The following is a 16,316-nucleotide window of genomic DNA, read 5'->3' on the forward strand; positions in this document are numbered from 1 at the left end:
GGCATGCGGGCGCCGTGGCGGGTGGCGGTGGTCGGCGGCGGGATCGCCGGGCTGGCCGCCGCGGTCCGGTTGCGTGACCGTGCCCCCGCCGGCACCGAGATCACCGTGTACGAGCAGTCCGGCGCGCTCGGCGGCAAGCTGCGCACCGGCGAGCTGGCCGGCTCACCGGTGGAGTTCGGCGCCGAGTCGTTCCTGATGCGCGACCCGGCCGGGGGCGAGTCCGCCGCCGTGGCCCTGGTCCGCCGGCTCGGCCTGGGTGAGCGGATCGTGCACCCCACCGTCGGGCAGGCCGCGCTCGTGGTCGACGGCGGGCTGCGCCCGATCCCGGGCGGCACGCTGGTCGGCGTACCCGGGGATCTGGAGCGGGTGGCCACGGTCGCGCGTCCGGCGGCGGACGCCGACGTCGACGCCGGGCGCCCGCTGCTCGGCGCGGACGAGGACGTCTCCGTCGGCGCGCTGGTCCGGGCCCGGTTCGGCGACGAGGTGGTCGACCGGCTGGTCGACCCGATGCTCGGCGGCGTCTACGCCGGCCGGGCCGACGACCTCTCCCTGACGACCACCATGCCCGCGCTGGCCCGGGCCGCCCGGGTGGAGCACACCCTGGTGGGCGCGGTCCGCGCCGCGCAGGCCGCGGCTCCCCGCACGCCGGGGACGCCGGTCTTCGGCACTCTGGCCGGCGGGCTCAGCACCCTGGTCGAGGCCGCGGCGGCGGCCAGCGGGGCGACGCTGCGGCGGGGCGCGGCAGTGCGTGAACTGGCCCCGAACGGGGCGGGGTGGCGGCTGACCGTCGGTCCCACCCGCGACGCGGAGTCGGTCGACGTCGACGCCGTGGTGCTCGCCGTGCCGGCCCGACCGGCGGCCCGGCTGCTCGGCGGCGTGGCCCCGCAGGTGGCCGAGGGCGTCGGCGGGCTGGACTACGCCAGCGTCGCGCTGGTCACCCTGGCGCTGCCCGAGCCGGAGCTGCCGGAGCTGTCCGGCTTCCTGGTGCCGGGCACCGAGGGCCTGCTGATCAAGGCGTCGACCTTCTTCACCACCAAGTGGGGTCACCTGCGCCGCGGCGACGGGCTGGCACTGGTCCGCGCCTCCGTGGGCCGCTACGGCGACGAACGGCAGGTGCAGCGCACCGACGAGGACCTGGCCGCCACCGTGCACCGGGAGCTCTCGGCGGTGCTCGGCGTGCCGCTGCCCGCCCCGGTCGCCGGCCACGTGCAGCGCTGGGGCGGGTCACTGCCGCAGTACACCCCGGGGCACGCCGACCGGGTGGCCGCCGCGCGGGCGGCCCTGCGGGCGAGCCACCCGACGCTGGTCCTGGCCGGCGCCGGGTACGACGGGGTCGGCATCCCGGTCTGCGTCCGCTCCGGCGAGACGGCGGCCGAGGAGATCATCACAGCACTGGGAGGATCGGGGACATGACCGAGCAGACCAACGCGGCCCGGATTCGGGAACTCAACGACAGCATCCGCTACACGATGTGGTCGGTGTACCGGGCCACCAGCCCGCTCCCGTCGCTGCGCGAGAACGTCACCGGCGAGGTCGAGGCGCTCTTCGCGGAGCTGGCCGGCAAGGACGTGGTCGTCCGCGGCACGTACGACGTCTCGGGGCTGCGCGCCGACGCCGACCTGATGATCTGGTGGCACGCCGCCACCAGCGACGACCTCCAGGACGCGTACCTGCGGTTCCGTCGTACCACCCTGGGCCGGGCGCTCACGCCGGTCTGGTCGCAGATGGCCCTGCACCGGCCAGCGGAGTTCAACAAGAGCCACATCCCGGCGTTCCTCGCCGGCGAGGAGGCGCGTCCGTACATCTGCGTCTACCCGTTCGTCCGCTCGTACGAGTGGTACCTGCTGCCGGACGCCGAGCGGCGCGAGATGCTCGCCGAGCACGGCAAGATGGCCCGCGGCTACCCGGACGTGCGGGCCAACACGGTCGCCTCGTTCGCGCTCGGCGACTACGAGTGGATGCTCGCGTTCGAGGCCGACGAGCTGCACCGGATCGTCGACCTGATGCGCGACCTGCGGGGCTCCGGCGCCCGCCGGCACGTCCGGGAGGAGATCCCGTTCTACACCGGCCGCCGCCGCTCCGTCGCCGACATCGTCAACTGCCTGGTCTGACGCGGCCCCGCTCTGCCGGCTGCCTTGATCTGTCTGCCTGATCCGTCCGGGATACGGGCGGCGTTTCGGGGCTGGCGGGCACGACAACCTGGCCGTATGCGCCCTGTCGAGCTGCCCCTACGGATGGGGCAGTGACCCAACCTGGTTGGTGCCCGCGCAGGCAGACCCGACACTCCGACGCTGAGCCGAGGTCGGGGCTTTGACCCCGGTCGGTATGTGCGGGTGGTGGCCTGGCCGGTGTGGCGCGTGGGCGGGTGACTCCGCCCGGCGTCGGGATGGACAGGTGGCGGGCCAGCCGGAGACGGTGCTGCTTGGAGCCCCTTCGGGGATTCTGCCTGTTCTGGGGCCCGCTCTGTCGGCTCTGCCTGGAAGGTTGAGCCGGCGTTGACGCGCTCGGGGGTATGTCTGTGCATGGTGGCCCCGGGCCCGGGCGTTGCCCGCGCAAAACACTGTGCCCGTCGGTCGTGGGTTGCGACGGCGGTCTCATGGACGGGGCAGCTCGACAGGGCCCGAGCACCCTGGTAGCCCGGCAGTGGGTGATGACCGAACGCTTCGGCGTAGTCACCGTCGTGGCCTTCCGCCTGGAACTCGCGCCCGCCGGTGGTCGGTTGCCCCCGGCAACAGCCCTGGCGCACCACCACCACACCACCACCACTCGGCCCGGCGCCGGTCCCGACGCGCCGGAGCCGACGCCACCGGCCGCCACCCGTGGTCACCGACCGTCACCGTCGCCGTCATCGTCGGTGCCGGCCGGGGTCGCGTTCCGGAGGGAGTGGAACGCGACCCCGGCCGGGGTCCGGAGTGGTCAGACGACCGCGGTACAGGTGGGCACCGGGGTGGTGTTGCCGCCGTTGGACGAGCCGACGAAGCCGAACGTGGTGCTCGCCCCGGCACCCAGCGACCCGTTGTAGGCCGCGTTGCTCGCCGTGACCCGGGCGCCGCTGGCGGTGACTGTCGCGTTCCACGCCGAGGCGATCTGCTGACCGTCGGCGTAGGTCCAGGTCACGGACCAGCCCCGGATCGCCCCGCCACCGGCGGTCACCTGCACCTCGCCCTGGAACCCGCCGGTCCACTGCCCGGTCACGCGGTACGTCGCCGTGCAGGCCCCGGCGGGCGGGGGAGTCGTCGGTGGGGGAGTGGTGGGTGGCGGTGTGGTGGGTGGGGGAGTGGTGGGTGGCGGCGTGGTGGGCGGCGGAGTGGTCGGGGGCGGCGTCGTCGGCGGGCTGGTCGGCCCGCCGGAGAAGTCGACGTCGCTGCACAGGTAGTACGACTGGTCCAGGTGGCTGGCCTGCCAGATGGTGTAGACGACGTGCCGCCCGGTCCGTCCCGGCGCGTTCGCCGGGATCTCGATGGACACCCCGTTGGGCTCCGGATTCCACCCGGACGCCGGGGTGTTGCCGATCTGGCCGACCAGTTCCAGGTCGTCCCAGCCCAGCGGTTCGGTGAGGGCGTCGAAGCCCTGCTTCGTCGCGTACACCCGGATGTAGTCCGCGCCGTGGCTGGCCTGGTCGTACAGGCGGACCCGGAAGTTGCTGGAGACCGGGGTGGTCTTCCAGGCGCCGACCGTGTCGAGGGCGTCGTAGCGACCGCCCTCGGTCCGGCCGCCGGAGCAGAGTTGCCCGTTCGGGACGGCGGCCTGGTGGTTGCCGGCGACGCCCTCGCGGAACAGGCCGTTCCAGTTCCACATGGCGTTGGGGTTGGCCTGCCAGGCCTGCCAGCACATCGGGTCCTCGGTGGCCATCCGGGGATTCTGGAAGTCGCTGCCCCAGCGCTGCCAGCAGCCGTAGTTGCGTGACGCCGGGTCCACCACGGAGCCGTGCGCCGACACGGGGTTGGCCAGGGCCGTGGTCAACAGCAGCACGGCGGTCGCGGCGACGGCGAGCAGCCACGCCAGGCGGGATGATCGGAGACGAGTGGACATGGGAGCCCCCGGGGGAGAGGTCGGACGACGACGCCCGGACCGCCCGGGAGTTGCCCCTCCCGTGCGTGCTGCGTGGCTTCCGCGACGGCTCTGCCCGGAGGCTGCCATATTTATAGGGCTTGGTCAATGCCTTCCCGGCGCATCGGGGTGTGCGGGATGCCGTCCTCGACGTAGTCGGGGCCGCTGACGGCGAAGCCGTGCCGGGCGTAGAAGGCGGCCAGGTGGGACTGGGCCTCCAGCACGCACGGGCGGTCGCCGACCAACTCCAGCGCCGCGGCCATCAGCCGGCCCGCGTGTCCGCCGCCGCGCGCCCGCGGCGCCACCACCACCCGCCCGATCCGCGCGACGCCGCCCGGGTCGGCGAGGATCCGCAGGTACGCCAGCGGCGCGCCACCCTCGTCGAGCCACAGGTGCCGGGTGTCCGGCTCGACGTCGCGCCCGTCGAGTTCCGGGTACGGGCACGCCTGCTCCACCACGAACACGTCGATCCGGAGCCGGAGCAGGTCGTGGAAGGTGCGGGCGTCGAGGTCGGCGAACGAGGCGCTCCTCGTCACGGGGGTCTGCGGCACCCCGCGATGGTAGGCCGCGTCCACCGGCTCGTGGGCCGCCGCCCCGACCGTCGTCCGGGCCGGTCCGCCCAGTGTCAGGCCGGGCGGGCGCCGACCGTGTCGCGGATCTCGGCGCCCTCGGTGCCCTCCTCGGCGCGGGCGCAGTGCGCGCAGCAGAAGAACCGGCCGGACACCTCCACACCGTGCCCGACGATCTTGACCTGGCAGTGCTCGCAGATGGGCGCCAGCTTGTGTGCGGCGCACTCGAAGGAGTCGAAGGTGTGCACGTCACCGCTGACGGTCCGCACCTCGAACGCCATCCAGTAGTCGTTACCGCAGACCTCGCACGTTGCCACGACAGGACCCCCCGAAACAGGACACGTTTCCGTCAAGCCTGCGGCACCGGCTCCGCTCGTGCGGGCGGAACGGCCAGGTTGCCGCCGTTCGACGGCGTGTCGCCCGGCGTGCCGGGTCGTTGCGCTGCTGCTTCGCGCTGCGCCGGGGCGGTCTGCTGTGCTCCAGCCGTCACTCTATGTGCTCATGATGGTCGATGTTTTTATCGACAAGAGTCTTTACTGTTAACAAGGTTTAATTTATGTTGGAGGCCACCTCACCAGGACGAAGTTCGAAGGAGCAGCCACCATGCGCCGAAGAATCACGATCCCGCTCGTGGCGACGGGCGCCGTCGTCTCCGCACTGGCCGTCGCGGCGCCCGCCCAGGCCCACGGTTACGTGTCCGGCCCTCCGAGCCGGCAGGCGCTCTGCGCCCAGGGGCGGGTCCCCGACTGCGGGCAGATCAAGTACGAGCCGCAGAGCGTCGAGGGGCCGAAGGGGCTCCGCAGCTGCCACGCGGGAATCGCCCACTTCGCGGTCCTGAACGACGACAGCCGGGGCTGGCCCGCCACCTCGGTCGGCAGTTCGGTCACCTTCACCTGGACCAACACCGCCCGGCACGCCACCAGCAACTGGGAGTACTTCATCGGCGGCACCCGCGTGGCCGTCGTCGACGGGGGCGGCCGGCAGCCCGGTGCCACCGTCACGCACAACATCAACCTGGGCGGCTGGTCCGGACGGCAGAAGGTCCTCGCCGTGTGGAACATCGCGGACACGGCCAACGCGTTCTACTCCTGCGTCGACCTCCAGATCGGCGGGGGTGGCGGCCCGTCGCCCACCCCGACGCCCCCGCCACCCACCCCGACCCCCACCGCCTCGCCGTCCAACCCGCCCGCGCCCGGCGGCAGCTGGACGACGGGCCGCGCCTACCAGGCCGGTGACCAGGTCACCTACGGCGGGCTGACGTACCGCTGCCGGCAGGCGCACACCGCCATCCCCGGCTGGGAGCCGCCCAACGTCCCGGCGCTCTGGACCCAGGTCTGACCGTACGGGTGCGGCCCGCCACCCGGCGTCCGCCGCACCCGTAACCCCTCCCGGATCGGAGTACGCCATGCGACGGCTGCGCACGGTCGTCCTGCTCGCCGCCCTGCTGCTGGTCCCCGGCTGTGCCGTGGGAGCCGCCCCGGCGCAGCCCGCCCCCGTACCGGCGCAAACTGCCGCCGCCACGATGAGCGGGCTGGACGTGGTCTTCCTGACCACCATGGTGGCGCACACCGAGCAGACGCTGGAACTGGTGCGGCTCAGCCGCGACCGGGTGACCGACCGGAAGCTGCGCACCCTGGTCGCCGCCATCGAGGTCACCGAGACCGACGAGCTCGCCACGATGCGCGGCTGGCTGCGGGAGGCCGGGCCGGCCGCCACCGGGGCCGCCCACCAACACGACCACGGGCACGGGACCGCCGCCGAGGACCTGGCCCGCCTGCGGGACGCCCCGGCCGGCGAGGTCGACCGTGTCCTGCTCGACGTGCTCGGCGACCACCAGGACGCGGCGGCCGACCTGGCCCGGGCGCACCTGACGGTCGGCGCCGATCCGCGCGTACGCGACCTCGCCGGGCGCGTCGAGCGGTCGCGTACGGCCCAGGTCTCGCTGATGGCCGGGCTGACGTAGGCCAGCCGGTGAGCCGGCCTCCCGTCGGGGCGGCCGGCTCACCGTGACGGCGGGGCCCCGCCTCAGGCGTCGGCGCGCGGCTCCAGCCGGATGGAGACGGAGTTGACGCAGTGCCGGGTGTCCTTCGGGGTGAAGCCCTCGCCCCGGAAGACGTGACCGAGATGGCTGTCGCACCGGGCGCAGCGGATCTCGGTGCGGGTCATGCCGAGGCTGCGGTCCTCGATCTCCTTGACCGCACCCGGGATGGCGTCGTCGAAGCTGGGCCACCCGCAGTGCGAGTCGAACTTCGTGTCACTCGGGAAGAGTTCCGCGCCGCAGGCCCGGCAGCGGTACGTCCCCGGAGTCTTCGTGTCGACGTACTCGCCGGTCCACGGGCGTTCGGTGCCGGCCTCCCGCAGCACCCGGAACTCCTCCGGGCTGAGCCGGACCCGCCACTCTTCCTCGGTACGGGGCAGTTCACTCTCGTCAAGACTCACCCGCCAACGGTACGCCGGACGTCGGGGGTGTGGCATATGGTCGCGCAATGGGTGGCACGAAGGCCGCAGCCGAACAGATCGAGGTGGCCGGGCACGACGTCCGGCTGACCAGCCCCGATCGGGTGATCTTTCCGCAGCGCGGCTTCACCAAGGCCGACGTCTTCCACTACTACCTCGCGGTGGGCGACGGCATCATGCGTGCCCTGTGCGAGCGTCCCACCACGTTGCAGCGCTTCCCCGAGGGCATCGAGGGGGAGGCGTTCTTCCAGAAGCGGGTGCCCGCACGGGGCGTGCCACCGTGGGTGCAGACCGCCACCATCAGCTTCCCGAGCGGGCGCAGCGCGGCGGAGCTCTGCCCGGCCGACCTGGCCCACGTGGCGTGGGCCGCCCAGATGGGCACCATCGTGTTCCACCCCTGGCCGGTACGCGCCGCCGACGTCGACCGCCCCGACGAGCTGCGTATCGACCTCGACCCGCAGCCCGGCACCGACTTCGCCGACGCGGCCTCCGCCGCCGGGGAACTGCGCGGGCTCCTCGACGAGCTGGGCGTCACCGGCTGGCCGAAGACCTCCGGCGGTCGTGGCGTGCACGTCTACCTGCGGATCGCGCCGCGCTGGACGTTCACCGAGGTGCGCCGGGCCACCATCGCGCTGGCCCGCGAGCTGGAGCGGCGCCGGCCGGAGCTGGTGACCACCGCCTGGTGGAAGGAGCAGCGGGGCACCCGCGTCTTCGTCGACTACAACCAGATGGCCCGGGACCGCACGATCGCCTGCGCGTACTCGCTGCGCGCCAACGCCCGGGCCACCGTGTCCACCCCGGTCACCTGGGCCGAACTGCCCGACGTCGACCCGGACGACTTCGACCTGCGTACCGTCCCGGCCCGGCTGGCCGAGCGCGGCGACCCGCACGCCGGCATCGACGACACCGCGTGGGACATCACGCCGCTGCTGGAGTGGGCCGACCGGGACGACGCCGCCGGTCAGGGCGACATGCCCTACCCGCCGGACCACCCGAAGATGCCCGGCGAGCCGAAGCGCGTGCAGCCGTCGAAGGACCGTGACCGCCCCCGCTGACCGGCCTGGCCCGCCCACCGGGTGTCAGCCGCAGCTGGCCCACCGAGCGGTACCCGCCGCCGCCGGCACCTCGGCCGTACGGCACCTGTCGATAACGATCAAGTAACGGGCGCGAACCTTTCCCGGCCTGTCGCCGCTCTCCCTGATCGTCGGCCCGACCCCGGGCCAGGGGAGGGCGTCGGATGAAGCTGGTGTGGAGGCGGGCCCGCGAGGCGCGCGGGCTGCTGCTCGCCGCGGTGGTCGCGGCCCTGGTGGCGGTCGCGTTGGTCACCGGGCTCTCCGACTACAACCGTCGGGCCGTCGAGGCGGGCCAGCGTGCCCTGTTGACGGGGGCGTCGTTCGAGGAGCGCAGCCTCCTGGTGAGCGGCACGACCGGCCGGGACGCGGCCGAGTTCGCCACCCGGGACCGGGCGATCCGCGACGGGTTCGGCGCCGGACTCGGCGGCGTGCCGGTCACCGTCGACGCCGCCCGGTACGGCGGTGGCCGCGAGCTGACCGGCGACCTCGGGCCCGTGGTCCGCGACGGCGACGACCCGGTCTTCGCCAACCTTGCGGCCCTCGACGACCTGGCTCGTCACGCCGAGCTGACCAGTGGCGCCTGGCCCACACCGGGAGCCGCGTCGGCACAGGTCACGCTTCCCGAGAAGGTGGCCGGCGCGCTCGGGATGGCCGTCGGCGACCGGGTGCCGTTGCTGGACCGCCGGACCGACGAACCCAGCGCGGTCGTGCTCGTCGGGACGTGGCGGCCCCTCGACCCGAACGACCCGTACTGGCGGCTGGCCCCCGGCGTCGGGGCCGGCAGCGTCGCCGACTCCGGGACCTCGTACGGGCCGTTCGTGCTGGACCCGGCGGACTTCGTCGCCACCTACCCGGGCTCGGTGTCGGTGTCCTGGGTGGTCGAGCCGGACCTCGCGGCGGCGGCCGGCGCGGGGCGGCTGGCCGACGTGCGGCAGGCGCTCACCGCCGCCGTCGTCGAGGTGCCCGAGGCGGCCGGGCTGGGCTCCTCCGGCCAGACCGTCACCGCGATCGACCGGCTCCTCGACCGCGTCACCCGGGCCGACCTGGTGGGTCGCTCCTCGCTGGCCACCCCGCTGCTGCTGATCATGGTGCTCGGCGGGTACGCGCTGGTGCTGGTCGCCGCCCTGCTGCACGAGGACCGGCGGAGCCAGAACGCCCTGCTGCGGGCCCGGGGCGCCGCGCGCGGGCAGTTGGCCGGCCTGACGGCCCGGGAGGCGACCCTGGTCGTCCTGCCCGCCGCCGTGCTGGGGCCGCTGCTCGCCGGTGAGGCGCTGCGGCGCGTGGGCACCGGTGGCGCGGCCCCGTTGGCGCTCTCCTCCGGCAACACCGCGCTCCTCTGGGCGGTCGCCGCCGCCACCGCCGCCGGCTGCCTGGTCGCGATGATCGCCCCGACGCTGCGGGGTGCGGGCACGTACGTCGCGGACCTGGCGGCCCGGTCCCGTCCCACCCGTGCCGCGAGCGTGCAACGGGCCAGCATCGACCTGGTGCTGGTCGGCTTCGCGGTGCTGGCCTGGACCCAGCTGCGCCAGTACTCGTCGCCGGTCACCGGGGCGGCCGGCCGGCTCGGCGTCGACCCGCTGCTGGTCGCCGCGCCGACGCTGGGTGTGCTGGCCGGCGCGGTCGTGGCGCTGCGGCTGCTGCCGCCCGCCACCCGGTTCGCCGAGCGGTTCGTGGACCGGAAGCCGTGGACCGCGACCATGTTCGGCATGTGGCAGGCGGGGCGGCGCCCGCACGCCGGCCCGGTGCTGCTGCTCGCCCTCGCCGTCGGCGGCAGCACCCTGGCCTGGTCGCTGGTGACGACGGGGGAACGGTCGCAGGCCGACCAGTCCGACCACACCGTCGGCGCCGACCTGCGGGTCGTCGAGCTCGCCGGCGTGGCACCCGACGGCCGGGCCGGCCAGCTCGGCGCGCTGCCCGGCGTCGACGAGGCGCTACCGGCCTGGCGGGACGAGCTCCGCCTCGGCCGTGCCGACCTGCCGACCACGGTGGTGAGCCTCGACGCCGCCGGCGCGGCGGACGTGCTGCGGCTCAACGAGCGGCTGACCGACGAGTCGGTGCCGGCGCTGCTGGACCGGCTGACCCGGGCACGGGGCGCGCCGGTCGGCGTCGAGCTGCCCGCCGGCACCCGGTCGCTCACCGGCACGCTGCGTACGCCCGTGCGGGGTGCCGTAGCGCCGCACCAGATCTCCGTCTGGGTGTTGTTGGTCCGGGCGGACGGGCTGGCCCTGCGGCTACCGGCGGGCAGCGGCGGCAGTGACGGCCGGCCGGTGCCGTTCACCGTCGCCGTCCCCGAGGGGGCGGGCACCCTGCGGCTGTCCGGCTTCGAGGCCGACGCCGGCGCCGCACGCGGGCTGGCGTACCGCCTGGACGTGACCGACCTGCGGTTGGCCGGCGCCGACGGCGCGACCCGGCCGGCGTCGCTGGGCGGCGAGTGGATGGCCACCAACGGCCAGGGCCGGCCGATCGGCGCGATGGCGACGGCCACCGGCGTGAGCGGTGAGCGGGAGGTCGAATTCCGGCCGGGTGGCCGGTTCGCGTTCCAGCCGGCGAGCCGCTTCGCCCTGGTGCCGGCCGGCGAGAACCGGCCGGTACCGGTGCTGATGACCCCGGCGGTGCGGGACGCGTTGAGCCTGCGCGTCGGTGACACGGTCGACCTCGCGCTGTCCGGCGCGACCGTGCCGGTCACGCTCGTCGGCGAGCTGGACGCGGTGCCCTCCACGGCCGGCGCGGGCGTGCTGCTGGACCTGCCGGCAGCGACGGACTGGCTGATCCGGGACCGGGGCACCGTCCGGCCGGTCGCGGAGTGGTGGCTGAGCACCGTCGGGGGCGGCCACGCCGAGGCGGCCCGCGCGGCGGCCGAACTGACCGGCACCACCCTGCTCGACCGGCGGGAGGTGGCCGAGCGGGCCGCCGGCGACCCGTACTGGCAGGGGGCCCGCACCGGGCTGCTCGCCGCCGCGCTCGGCTCGGTGCTGCTGGCCCTCGTCGGCCTGATCGTCGACGTCTGGGCGACCGCCCGGCACCGGCTGGAAGAGTTCGCCGTGCTGCACACGCTCGGCGCCACCCCGCGGCTGCTGGCCCGGGCACTGCTGGCCGAGCAGACCTTCCTGGCCGGGATCGGGGTCGGCGTCGGCCTGCTGCTGGGCGCCGCGGTCGGCGCGACGATGGCCCCGCTGGTCATCCTCACGCCGTCCGCCGGCCGGCCGGTGCCGGAGGCCGCCTTCGTGCTGCCCTGGCTGCCCATCGGTCTGACCGCGCTCGGCCTGCTGCTGGCGGCACTCGCCTTCAGCGCGTTCATCGCCCTCGGCATCCGGCAGCGGGTGGCGGCGGCGCAGCTGCGGATCGGGGGAGACCGGTGACCGGGTGGAGCGTAGGGACGACCAGGAGCGGAGACCGGGCGTGCTGAACATCGGGGCGGTCGTCCGCCGGGTACGGGCGTACGGCGGGCAGTTCCTGCTCCTCGCGGCGCTGACGCTGGTCGCCACGCTGGTGATCAGCGGCGTGCCCAGGATCGTCAACGACCATGCCCAGCAGGGCCTGCGGGCCCACCTGGGCACCGTGCCGCCGCAACAGCGGGACGTGACGTACTCGACCAACCCGCTCACCGCGGCGGAGAGCGGCAGCTCGCTGGTGGCCTCGTACCGGGACGACCTGACGACGCTGGAGACCGGGATGCCGCCGGTCGTACGGCGGATGGTCGACCAGCGGTGGTTCGCCGCGGAGACCGAGGCCGGCCGGGTGAGAGGCCCGGACCTGGCGGCGAAGAACCTCCTGGTCGACCTCGGACTGCGGGCCGTGTCCGGGATCGAGGATGCCGGCACGCTGGTCGAGGGACGCTGGCCGGCCGCCGCGCCGAAGGACCAGCCGGTGCAGGTGGCGCTGGCCACCGAGGTCGCCGGCAGGCTGAACCTGCGGCTCGGCAGCCAGCTGGCCCTCTCCTCGCCGGGGCCGCTCACCCCCAACTCGCCGCCCCGCGTCGACGTCACCGTGGTCGGTCTCTTCCAGCCCCGCGACGGCGCCGACGGGTTCTGGGACGGGCTTCCGCCGCTGCTGCGGATCGGTGAGCCGGAGGGGGACGGCGAACCGTTCATCATCTTCGGGGTCGTCGACGGCGTCGCGCTGGACCGCATGTCCGCGGCAGGCTGGCCGCTGAGGTTCAGTTGGCGCTACCGGCTGGGCGCCGACGGCATCGACGTCCGCGAACTGGACCAGGTGATCGGCGGCGTCCAGCAGATGACCCGGGAGGCGGCCGGCCGCGAACTCGTCCAGGGGCTGGACATCCCCCTGCGGGAGTTCGCCGCCGAGGTGGACAGCGCGCGGACGGTGCTCGGGGTGATCGCGGCGGGCGTACTGGCCACGCTGGCCGGGCTCGTCGTGCTGGCCGCCGGGTTGCTGGCGCGCCGACGCCGGGCGGAGTTCACCCTGCTGCGGGCCCGGGGCGGGGCGGCCACCGCGAACGTGGGGCGCAGCCTGGCCGAGACGCTGCTGGTGGTGCCGCCCGCCGCCGTGCTCGGCTGGCTGCTCGGCACCCTCGCCCCCGGATCGCCGGGGAAGACCATGTGGCTGGCCGTCGCCGCGACCGTCCTGGTGGCGTCGGCGCTGCCGGTGGCCACCCTCGCCGCGTCCACCGGCGGCACCGGTCGACGCGACCTGGTCCAGGCGCGCCCCTCCGCGCGAAGGCTCACGGTGGAAGCGGGACTGCTGGTCCTCGCGGGCCTCGCGGTCGTGCTGCTGCGCCGCCGCGGCCTCACCCCCGGCGAGGTCGATCCGCTGCTGGTCTCGGTCCCGGTGCTGCTGGCCGTCGCCGCGGCGGTGGTGGCGATGCGGGTGTACCCGTGGCCGCTGCGGCTGGTCAGCCGGCTCGCGGCCAGGGCCCGGGGCAGCGTCGGCTTCCTGGGCACGGCCCGGGCCGGACGGTCGGTCGTCGCCGTACCGCTGGTGGTCGTCGTGCTGTCCATCGCGACGGCGGCGTTCTGCGCGGTGACGGCCGCCGGGATCGAGGCGAGCCGGGACCGGGCCGCCGGCCGGGCCGTACCCGCCGATGCCCTGATCATGGGGGAACGAATCGCCCCCGACACGGGCGCCGAGCTGGAACGGCTGCCGGGTGTGCGGGCCGCGAGCCCGGTGCTGTACGAGACGGGTCAGCGCCTGGCCAAGGACGCGCTCGGCACCGACACCCGGCTCGGCGGGGTGACCGTGCTCATGGTCGACGGCCCCGCCCTGGCCCGGATGGTCCGGCAGGCCGACATCGACGTGACGGTGCCCGCAGCGCTGCGCGCGCCGGCCGGGGAAGCCGGACCGCTGCCCGCCGTGGTCTCCCCGACGGTCGCCGCCGAGCTGGCCGACGCCGGCCTGGACGGCTCCGCCTTCGTCAGCGCCCAGGGCCAACGCTACGAGTTCCGGGTCGCCGAGCGGGTCGAGAGTTTCCCGCTGCTGCGCGCGGACAGCGACCGGTTCGTCATCCTGCCGTGGCAGTCGTTGCCGCGCCGCGACTACGCCGCCGTGCCGACCGGGTTCCTGGTGGCCGGCGACGGCCTGGACGCCGCGGCGCTGCGCCGGGCCGGCGACGCGGGACAGTCCCGCTTCCAGACCGGCGGGACGGTCGTCGGCCGGGAACGCCCGCGCGGCGTGGAGGTGCTGACCTTCGCGGACACCCGCCGGCAGGTGGGCGAGGGCGGAGCGAACGGGGTGCTCGCCTTCGGTTTCGTCGCCGGCACGGCGGGCGGGACGGCGCTCGGCCTGCTCGCGATCGCCTTCACCGTGCTCGCCGGTGCCCGGGAGCGCGGTCAGGTGCTGTCCCGGCTGCGCACCCTCGGCCTGTCCCGGAGGCAGTGGCGTGGGCTGCTGCTGGTGGAACTGGCCCCGCTGGTGGGCGTGTCGGTGGTGACCGGCGCCCTGGTGGGCACGGTGTTGCCGCTGCTGCTCACCCCGGTGCTCGGCCTGTCCGCCTTCACCGACGGCATGGAGGTCCGGGTGGCGTTCGAGCCCGGTCTGGCGGCTGCGGTCGTCGCGCTCGGGGCGGTCGCCCTCGGCTTCGCGGTCGCCGTCGAGGCCCTGAACAACCGCCGGATGCGCCTCGGTGAGGTGCTCCGGCTCGGAGAGGAGAGCTGACATGACCGCTACCGCGGAGTCCACCGCCGTGCCGGATCTGGCCGCCCTGCAACAGCGGGCCGCCCAGCGCGCGGCGGAGCGGGCCGGCGGCCGGGACCGGTTGCGCGGGCACATCGTCTGCGACGGGCTGGTCCGGATCTTCAAGACGGAGGGGGTGGAGGTCGTCGCGTTGCAGGGGCTCGACCTGGTCATCGACCGGGGCGAGCTGGTGGCGATCGTCGGTGCCTCCGGTTCCGGGAAGTCGACGCTGCTGAACATCCTCTCCGGGCTGGACACGCCCACCGCCGGCATCGCCCGGGTGGGGGAGTACGACCTGCTCAACCTCTCCGCGCGGCGGCGACTGAGCTACCGGCGGAAGATGGTCGGGTTCGTCTGGCAGCAGACCGGCCGCAACCTGCTGCCGTATCTGACCGCGCTGGAGAACGTCGAACTGCCGATGCGGCTCGCCGGGCGGCGGGGCGGTCGACGGGCCCACCGCGAGCGGGCCCGGGAACTGCTCGACATGGTCGGCGTGGGCTACTGCGCCGACCGCCGCCCCGGGCAGCTCAGCGGCGGCGAACAGCAGCGCTGCGCGGTCGCGGTGGCGGTCGCCAACGATCCCGAGATCCTCTTCGCCGACGAGCCGACCGGCGAGCTGGACGAGGCGACCGGAGCCGAGGTCTTCGGGGCGCTGCGCACCATCAACGCCGAACTCGGCGTCACCATCGTGGTGGTCACCCACGACCACGCCGTGGCCACCCAGGTCCGCCGGACCGTCGCGATCCGCGACGGCCGGACCGCCTCCGAGGTACGCCGGACCGCACGGATCGGCGCGGACGGCAGCACCGAGCTGGTCAGTGAGGAGTACGCCGTACTCGACCGCAGCGGCCGGATGCAGCTGCCGGCGCCCTTCGTGGACGCGCTGTCGCTGCGCGACCGGGTGCGACTGAACCTGGAGCCGGACCACGTGGAGGTGCGGCCGGGCGACCGGACGCAGGACGAGCGGGAGGCGACCCGGTGAGCGGGCGGCGCGCGGCGCGGACGACCCCGCCGACGGCGTCGAGCCGTCCAACGTCGCGGGCAACCAGTCGGTACCGCGCGGTCGAGCCGGTCGGCCGCGCCGAGCACAACGGGACGGGATCATGAGCGGGCTTGACGCGACACGGGACGGCCGGCCGGCCGGAGCACCGGCGGGCACCACGGCCACGGACGGTGCGGTGGCGGGCACCCCGGCCCCCGGCGGTGCGAGGGCGGGTGCCACGGTCGTCGACGAGGTGGTCCGGGTGGAGGCGGTCAACCGCACCTTCGGCCGAGGCGAGCACGCCGTGCACGCCGTACGGGACGTCTCGTTCTCGGCGGGGCGGGGCGAGCTGGTCGCCGTGCGCGGCCGCTCCGGGGCGGGCAAGACGACCCTGCTCAACCTGGTGGGCGGGCTGGACCGGCCCGACTCGGGTCGGGTGGTGGTCGCCGGGCGAGACGTCACCGGCGCCGGTGAGCGGGAACTCATGGAGCTTCGCCGCGGCACGGTCGGCTTCGTGTTCCAGACGTTCGGGCTGGTGCCGATCCTGTCCGCCGCCGAGAACGTCGGCGTACCGCTGCGGTTGGCGCGGGTCCCCGCAGCCGAGCGGGAGGAGCGGGTGGCGGTGCTGCTGGAGCTGGTCGGCCTCGGCGGGCACGCCGGCCAGCGGCCGTACGAGCTCTCGGGCGGGCAGCAGCAGCGGGTGGCGGTGGCGCGGGCCCTGGCCAACGAGCCGGACCTGCTGATCGCCGACGAGCCCACCGGCCAACTCGACTCCGAGACCGGCCGGTCCATCATGGACCTGATCCGGGCGGTCGTGCACGCCCGTGGCATGACCGCGCTGGTCGCCACCCACGACCCGGCCCTGATCGACCTCGCCGACCGCGTCCTGACCCTCCGCGACGGCCACCTGATCCCCTGACCTTTCTCCCCACCCCACCCCGCCCTCCCCCACCCCCCGCCCCACGCTCCCCCGCCCCCTCCTCGGGGGGGGGGGGGGGTGTTGCGCGGCGCCGCGGGGGGGGGGCCCCACAGGCCGGGGGAGGGGTGCGGGGGTGC

The 16,316-nt window shown here is 74.9% G+C and carries 13 protein-coding genes; 9 read left to right on the forward strand and 4 right to left on the reverse strand.

Annotated elements, in window-relative coordinates; all coding sequences use genetic code 11:
* Window positions 1-3: 3 nt before the first annotated feature.
* Complete coding sequence (gene hemG, locus AB0D32_RS10495) at window positions 4-1,413, forward strand: protoporphyrinogen oxidase (RefSeq protein WP_357087389.1); 1,410 nt, start codon at window positions 4-6, stop codon at window positions 1,411-1,413.
* Complete coding sequence (gene hemQ / locus AB0D32_RS10500) at window positions 1,410-2,111, forward strand: hydrogen peroxide-dependent heme synthase (RefSeq protein ID WP_357087392.1); 702 nt, start codon at window positions 1,410-1,412, stop codon at window positions 2,109-2,111. Before hemG ends, hemQ begins: the two co-directional genes overlap by 4 nt.
* 805 nt (window positions 2,112-2,916) lie before the next feature.
* Here hemQ and AB0D32_RS10505 read toward each other — a convergent pair.
* The 3 genes from AB0D32_RS10505 to AB0D32_RS10515 all read right to left on the reverse strand — a co-directional run bounded on the left by AB0D32_RS10505 (window position 2,917) and on the right by AB0D32_RS10515 (window position 4,936).
* A complete protein-coding gene (locus AB0D32_RS10505) occupies window positions 2,917-4,032 on the reverse strand; it encodes a lytic polysaccharide monooxygenase (protein WP_357087395.1) in 1,116 nt (371 codons plus the stop codon).
* Window positions 4,033-4,142: 110 nt separating this feature from the next.
* Window positions 4,143-4,601, reverse strand: a complete 459-nt coding sequence (locus AB0D32_RS10510; RefSeq protein ID WP_357087398.1) for a GNAT family N-acetyltransferase — start codon at window positions 4,599-4,601, stop codon at window positions 4,143-4,145.
* Window positions 4,602-4,675: 74 nt separating this feature from the next.
* The gene (locus AB0D32_RS10515; RefSeq protein WP_357087400.1) at window positions 4,676-4,936 is read right to left on the reverse strand and encodes a Prokaryotic metallothionein; all 261 of its coding nucleotides are present in this window, start codon (window positions 4,934-4,936) and stop codon (window positions 4,676-4,678) included.
* 286 nt (window positions 4,937-5,222) lie between these two features.
* Here AB0D32_RS10515 and AB0D32_RS10520 point away from each other — a divergent pair, with 286 nt between their 5' ends.
* Window positions 5,223-5,957 (forward strand): lytic polysaccharide monooxygenase, encoded by a 735-nt coding sequence (locus tag AB0D32_RS10520; RefSeq protein WP_357087402.1) that lies wholly within the window; start codon window positions 5,223-5,225, stop codon window positions 5,955-5,957.
* Between the two features lie 67 nt (window positions 5,958-6,024).
* Window positions 6,025-6,582, forward strand: coding sequence for a DUF305 domain-containing protein (locus tag AB0D32_RS10525; protein WP_357087404.1), 558 nt, complete (start codon window positions 6,025-6,027; stop codon window positions 6,580-6,582).
* A gap of 62 nt (window positions 6,583-6,644) precedes the next feature.
* Here AB0D32_RS10525 and msrB read toward each other — a convergent pair whose 3' ends face one another.
* Window positions 6,645-7,058, reverse strand: coding sequence for a peptide-methionine (R)-S-oxide reductase MsrB (msrB, locus tag AB0D32_RS10530; RefSeq protein WP_357087407.1), 414 nt, complete (start codon window positions 7,056-7,058; stop codon window positions 6,645-6,647).
* Window positions 7,059-7,105: 47 nt separating this feature from the next.
* Between msrB and ligD the strand changes: the two genes are divergently transcribed.
* The 5 genes from ligD (at window position 7,106) to AB0D32_RS10555 (ending at window position 16,179) form a co-directional block, all read left to right on the forward strand.
* On the forward strand, window positions 7,106-8,131 hold the full coding sequence (ligD, locus tag AB0D32_RS10535) for a non-homologous end-joining DNA ligase (protein WP_357087409.1): 1,026 nt from the start codon (window positions 7,106-7,108) through the stop codon (window positions 8,129-8,131).
* A 182-nt stretch (window positions 8,132-8,313) separates the two neighbouring features.
* Window positions 8,314-11,508 (forward strand): ABC transporter permease, encoded by a 3,195-nt coding sequence (locus AB0D32_RS10540; protein WP_357087411.1) that lies wholly within the window; start codon window positions 8,314-8,316, stop codon window positions 11,506-11,508.
* A gap of 4 nt (window positions 11,509-11,512) precedes the next feature.
* Entirely contained in the window at window positions 11,513-14,260 is a 2,748-nt protein-coding gene (locus tag AB0D32_RS10545) for an FtsX-like permease family protein (protein ID WP_357087413.1), read from the forward strand.
* A 1-nt stretch (window position 14,261) separates the two neighbouring features.
* Window positions 14,262-15,260 carry an ABC transporter ATP-binding protein gene (locus AB0D32_RS10550; RefSeq protein ID WP_357087416.1) on the forward strand — a complete coding sequence of 333 codons (999 nt, stop codon included), beginning with the start codon at window positions 14,262-14,264 and terminating at the stop codon, window positions 15,258-15,260.
* Window positions 15,261-15,381: 121 nt separating this feature from the next.
* Window positions 15,382-16,179 carry an ABC transporter ATP-binding protein gene (locus AB0D32_RS10555; RefSeq protein WP_357087419.1) on the forward strand — a complete coding sequence of 266 codons (798 nt, stop codon included), beginning with the start codon at window positions 15,382-15,384 and terminating at the stop codon, window positions 16,177-16,179.
* Window positions 16,180-16,316 lie beyond the last annotated feature (137 nt).

The organism is Micromonospora sp. NPDC048170 (genome assembly GCF_040652795.1).
Taxonomy (GTDB): domain Bacteria; phylum Actinomycetota; class Actinomycetes; order Mycobacteriales; family Micromonosporaceae; genus Micromonospora.

Bases quoted from the DNA above. Each gene is read 5' to 3' on its own strand.
- AB0D32_RS10550 (WP_357087416.1), top strand. From the start codon at position 14,262: ATGACCGCTACCGCGGAGTCCACCGCCGTGCCGGATCTGGCCGCCCTG.
- AB0D32_RS10505 (WP_357087395.1), bottom strand. From the start codon at position 4,032: ATGTCCACTCGTCTCCGATCATCCCGCCTGGCGTGGCTGCTCGCCGTC.
- AB0D32_RS10540 (WP_357087411.1), top strand. From the start codon at position 8,314: ATGAAGCTGGTGTGGAGGCGGGCCCGCGAGGCGCGCGGGCTGCTGCTC.
- hemQ (WP_357087392.1), top strand. From the start codon at position 1,410: ATGACCGAGCAGACCAACGCGGCCCGGATTCGGGAACTCAACGACAGC.
- hemG (WP_357087389.1), top strand. From the start codon at position 4: ATGCGGGCGCCGTGGCGGGTGGCGGTGGTCGGCGGCGGGATCGCCGGG.
- ligD (WP_357087409.1), top strand. From the start codon at position 7,106: ATGGGTGGCACGAAGGCCGCAGCCGAACAGATCGAGGTGGCCGGGCAC.
- AB0D32_RS10525 (WP_357087404.1), top strand. From the start codon at position 6,025: ATGCGACGGCTGCGCACGGTCGTCCTGCTCGCCGCCCTGCTGCTGGTC.
- AB0D32_RS10555 (WP_357087419.1), top strand. From the start codon at position 15,382: ATGAGCGGGCTTGACGCGACACGGGACGGCCGGCCGGCCGGAGCACCG.
- AB0D32_RS10520 (WP_357087402.1), top strand. From the start codon at position 5,223: ATGCGCCGAAGAATCACGATCCCGCTCGTGGCGACGGGCGCCGTCGTC.